This window comes from Flintibacter sp., from assembly GCF_046973065.1.
Window position 1 is genome coordinate 1 of the sequence record NZ_JBKVXZ010000097.1, and the last position, 4,244, is coordinate 4,244.

At 57.8% G+C, this 4,244-nt stretch carries 4 protein-coding genes and 1 pseudogene; 3 read left to right on the forward strand and 2 right to left on the reverse strand.

Translation table 11 applies throughout. The annotated features are described in order from the left end of the window. The first annotated feature begins 516 nt into the window (after nucleotides 1-516). On the forward strand, nucleotides 517-1,065 hold the full coding sequence (locus ACLTXB_RS18535) for a helix-turn-helix domain-containing protein (protein ID WP_428227960.1): 549 nt from the start codon (nucleotides 517-519) through the stop codon (nucleotides 1,063-1,065). Between the two features lie 9 nt (nucleotides 1,066-1,074). Beyond that, nucleotides 1,075-1,497 carry a hypothetical protein gene (locus tag ACLTXB_RS18540; RefSeq protein WP_428227961.1) on the forward strand — a complete coding sequence of 141 codons (423 nt, stop codon included), beginning with the start codon at nucleotides 1,075-1,077 and terminating at the stop codon, nucleotides 1,495-1,497. A 47-nt stretch (nucleotides 1,498-1,544) separates the two neighbouring features. On the opposite strand, the gene pnuC is transcribed toward ACLTXB_RS18540, so the two are convergent. Then, entirely contained in the window at nucleotides 1,545-2,258 is a 714-nt protein-coding gene (gene pnuC, locus ACLTXB_RS18545) for a nicotinamide riboside transporter PnuC (RefSeq protein ID WP_428227962.1), read from the reverse strand. Between the two features lie 265 nt (nucleotides 2,259-2,523). Here pnuC and ACLTXB_RS18550 point away from each other — a divergent pair, with 265 nt between their 5' ends. Next, nucleotides 2,524-3,090: an ECF transporter S component gene (locus tag ACLTXB_RS18550; RefSeq protein WP_428227963.1), complete on the forward strand. Its 567-nt coding sequence runs from the start codon at nucleotides 2,524-2,526 to the stop codon at nucleotides 3,088-3,090. A 46-nt stretch (nucleotides 3,091-3,136) separates the two neighbouring features. Here the strand turns inward: ACLTXB_RS18550 and ACLTXB_RS18555 are convergent. Beyond that, a pseudogene (locus ACLTXB_RS18555) lies at nucleotides 3,137-4,244 on the reverse strand (peptidase); the annotation flags it as partial.

Sequence of the window (4,244 nt, forward strand, 5' to 3'; positions counted from 1 at the left end):
CCGGTTCACCTTGGTTTTGAACGGTAGCGACACCCCGATCACAATTGATGACATCCTGCTGGACGAAATCGAGGAGGGACTTGAGGGGGACCTGACCAACTGCGAAAGGTGTTCATCGTTGGTTGCGGACGCTCCACCAGAAAAAAGAACCACACCGTAAGGTGTGGTTCTTTTTTCTGGATACCGTAAGAAATTGAACTGCTCGGGCGAAATGAATACGCCCTGCGCAATTCTCCGCTGCACTCCGAATTTACGCCGCACTCGCGGCGCGGCCCAGAAGGGCCGTGAGTTATGCTTGACGATCGCCTGCGCCAAGGTTTTGAGCCGTTGGCTCAAAACGCTTGTACGGCGCAAAAGCGCCGCCCCGCTGTGCGGGGGCCGGGATTCCGCCGCCCAGAGGGCGGCTCCACCTTGCCTATTTTTGCCCCAAACGACCAAATGTTAAATTCCGTTGCTTGAAGCAACGGGTGGTTTTGCCCTATAATTGTGATACGTCGTTGGGAAGGGAGTGGGCTCATGCTGAGTGAGAATCTGAAGCATTTTCGCAAGGCCAAAGGGTTGTCCCAGGAAGAGCTGGCCATCAAGCTGCACATCGTGAGACAGACCGTCTCCAAATGGGAGAAAGGACTGTCCGTTCCGGATTCCGGCATGCTGATCCGATTGGCCGAGGCACTGGATACCTCGGTTACCGAACTTCTGGGGGAAACGGCCGGTTCGGAGTCCTCTTCCGACGAGAGTGCAGAGCTGAAAGCCATTGCCGCCAAATTGGAGCTGCTGAACGAACAGTTTGCAGCCCGCTGTGAGCGGCAGCGGAAACTGTGGCGGGCGGTGTTTGTCCTCCTTGGAGCGGCTGCGCTCCTTGTGCTTCTTTATCAGCTTATTGAGTGGTTTTCTTATCAGGCGGCAATGGAGCGCATTTGGGCCGATATGACGATTATCGGCGGGAACGACGGCCCGACCAACATCCTATGCGGCTCCACCCTGGTCCAAACAGGGACATGGGTTCTTTCTGTCGCAGCGGCCATCATAGCCGGAATTGGAATATACAAAACCCGGAAAAAATAAGGAGAAACCATGAAACGAGCAGGTTTGTTGCTGGCGTTTCTGCTGGTGCTTCTTACAGGATGCAGCAGTAAGACGCCCAAAATCGACGAATATACCTGGGTCATGACCTCGGTGCAGAGTATAGAGGCAGGCGGACAGGCGGTGGCCTATGGAGAGGGAGGCAGCAGCACGCTGGAGGGGGCAAAGCAGATCGAATTGGTCTGTGAGGCCCAAGGCGGTAATCTCACCCTTACCGACCGGACCAACGACCGCACCTATACAGGGACGTACCAGCAAAGTCAAAGGGATTCCAAATCCACAATTTATGAGGTGAATGTGGATGGAACAAGCGGCGTGGCGGTTGCAACCATGACCACCTACCAGGACGGCACCCAAGATCCCACCCTGATTTTCAATCTGGGGGATTATACGGTGAACTTCTTTGCAAAGTAAAAGCCATAAAAAACCCCGTACCACGTGGTACGGGGTTTTGCAGTCTGTTACGCCAGTTCCTCCCGGCGCTGCTGCTGACGCTTCTGCATCCGGGACCAGCTAAGAAAGCCATATCCATCGTTGACCAGAAACATCACAAAGCAGATGACCACCGACAGGTAGGAGGGGTCCTCCATAGCGGCCAGAGTCCACAGCACGATCAGCACCAGGTCGTTGGCGGCGTAGGCCAGGGGGAAGTAGGCGCTGCGGCGGAAGGTGAGATAGACGGCCAAAAAGCTGGTGGTGACGGACAGGGTGCTGGGGAGCAGATTAGCGGTGTGGAAGAAGCGGAGCAGGAAGTAGAACACCACCGTCACAGCGGCGGTGAGTACCAGCATAAAGGGAATCTCACACAGGGGGAGGCGGTTGACCTCCACCTCGGAATGGTTGCCCTGGAAGGGGTTGCGCAGCCAGGACACCAGCGACACCACAGCCATGGGGGCGGTCATGCCCAGATAGGTGAGCATCTCGCCGTAGTAGGCAAAGGAGAAGGAAATGAGCCCGTACAGCAGGCTGAACAGGATCATCAGCACCTGCCCCGCCGGGTTGCCCTTGGCGCAGAAAATAAGGGATGTGGCTCCGATGAGAGAGGCGGCCAGGGTGAGATAGCTGCCTCGGTCAAAAGCGGCAAAGGACAGTAGGATACAGCCCATGGAACAGCCCCACAGGAGCAGCTCCCCTCTGGAGAAATAACGGCTCAGCCAGCCAAACGCAGCTTTCATCACAAAATCCTCCCAACAAACAAAAAAGCATCCGTATACACATCTTCAAAGACCTAACGATGTGTACCGAATGCATTCGCATTACTCTACCCGGTGGCAGTGGTATAGATATACCATAGAACCAGAAAAAATGCAACTGTTTTTTCCAGCGGGAGTCAGAAAAACTGACCTTAAAAATATATACGATACTGGCTATACTAAAAACATCAGATCCCGCTATAATCAGAAACCAGAGATAACCTACAAAAAGACAGGGGAGAGTACGATGAAGCAAAGAGGTACGTTTTCCATCCGGCGTCTGGCACTGGTGGGCATGATGGCAGCAATGGTGTTTGCATTGACCTATGTGGGAATCGATATCCCCACAGGTTTGGGAAAGACCAAGATCCACTTTGGCAATATTATGTGCCTGCTGTCCGCGTTTCTGCTGGGACCGGTGGGAGGCGGCCTGGCCGCCGGCGTGGGTTCGGCCCTGTTTGACCTGATGGACCCTATGTGGGCGCCGGAGTGCTGGATCACCTTCCTGAACAAATTTGTGATGGCTTTTGTGGCCGGAGGGGTGATGCGCAAGGCCTCCTTCCTGGCTCCGCGGGTGCGGGTGTGGACGGCGGCGCTGTGCGGCTCGCTGAGTTACAGCATCCTGTATCTGGGGAAAAATGTGCTGGAATCCCTGTATGTGAAGGGCTTTACCTGGCAGGTGACCCAGGTGGAGGTACTGGCCACCAAGGCGCCGGTAACGCTGTTCAACGGCGTGGTGGCGGTGATCTGTGCGGCGCTTTTGTATACCGCACTGACCCCCGCACTGAGAAAAGCCCATGTATTGCCTGCCTGAACATAGAAAACATGTCCCGGAGTGCATTTGCACTCCGGGACATGTTTTATTTTTCCGCGCGGATGCGGTTTCGTCCGTATCGGTGTAGGAAGAAGCCTGCCAGCAGCAGGACAATGGTTCCTCCGCCGATCAGTCCCACGGTCAGAAGGGGCAGCTGTTGTTCCTCCAGCAGCAAGACCTGGCCATGAGTGGGAGCCTGGAAGACCAGATAGCTGCCGTCCAGGGTGCTGTCCACCCGCTGCCAGCGGCCGTCCTGATACACCGCCGCCGCCGGCTTCTCTACTCCTTCCGCCCGCAGGCGCACGGTGATGGTATCCGACTGGCTTCCAGTGACCGTGTAGCTCCAGGCGGAGCGGGAGGTATAGCCCTCCACTTTTTGGTCGGGCAGCTCCTCCTGGTCTACCGTCAACGAGGCGTCGGGAGAGAAGGTGCCCTCCACCAGCAGCTGAGCTACTCCGTCCTGATCGGCCAGGGTGGAAGTGGGGGTGGTGAACTGGACGGAAAGGACCATGGAGCGGCGCAGATCCTGGGTGGGGAACTGAGGCCACTGGCCATACTCCTCGCCTTGCTTGGGGGCCTCGGGCACCAGGCTTGTGTCCAGATCGTCCCCGTATTGGAAGGGAATCTCAGCCACGGTCTGGCCGTTTACCTCAAAGCGGTAAGAGAAGGTGAGAAAGTCTGCGGGGATGTACTCTAATTGGGAGAAGGCGTCAAAGTCCAGGCCCTGGGCAGTCTCTGCATAGTCTACCCCGTCCAGCCCGGCCAGGTCCTCCATCAGATAGCGGTTGCCGGTGAGAGTGCCCTCCGCCTGTCCGGCGATGGCGCCTTGGTACTCCCCGGCGCTGTCGGCACGCACCATGGTGCGGCAGTCGGTGATGTCCTGGCCCAACCCGGCCACGCCGCCCAGCCAGCTCTGACCGGTGAGGTCCGTGAGGGCGGCGCAGCGGATCACCTTGCCACGGGTGCGGCCGGCGATGCCGCCGCAGTAGTCTCCGCCGGTCTCCACGGTGCCCCGGGCGGCGCAGTCCACAATGGCGCCCGCCTCGCACCGGCCGGCTACGCCGCCGCCGCACTCATTTTTCACGGTGACGTCGCCGTCAAAGCGGCAGTCCCGCACCACAGCCCGCAGGGTGGCATACACGTCGCTCATCAGC

Bases quoted from the DNA above. Each gene is read 5' to 3' on its own strand.
- ACLTXB_RS18535 (WP_428227960.1), top strand. From the start codon at position 517: ATGCTGAGTGAGAATCTGAAGCATTTTCGCAAGGCCAAAGGGTTGTCC.
- ACLTXB_RS18540 (WP_428227961.1), top strand. From the start codon at position 1,075: ATGAAACGAGCAGGTTTGTTGCTGGCGTTTCTGCTGGTGCTTCTTACA.
- pnuC (WP_428227962.1), bottom strand. From the start codon at position 2,258: ATGAAAGCTGCGTTTGGCTGGCTGAGCCGTTATTTCTCCAGAGGGGAG.
- ACLTXB_RS18550 (WP_428227963.1), top strand. From the start codon at position 2,524: ATGAAGCAAAGAGGTACGTTTTCCATCCGGCGTCTGGCACTGGTGGGC.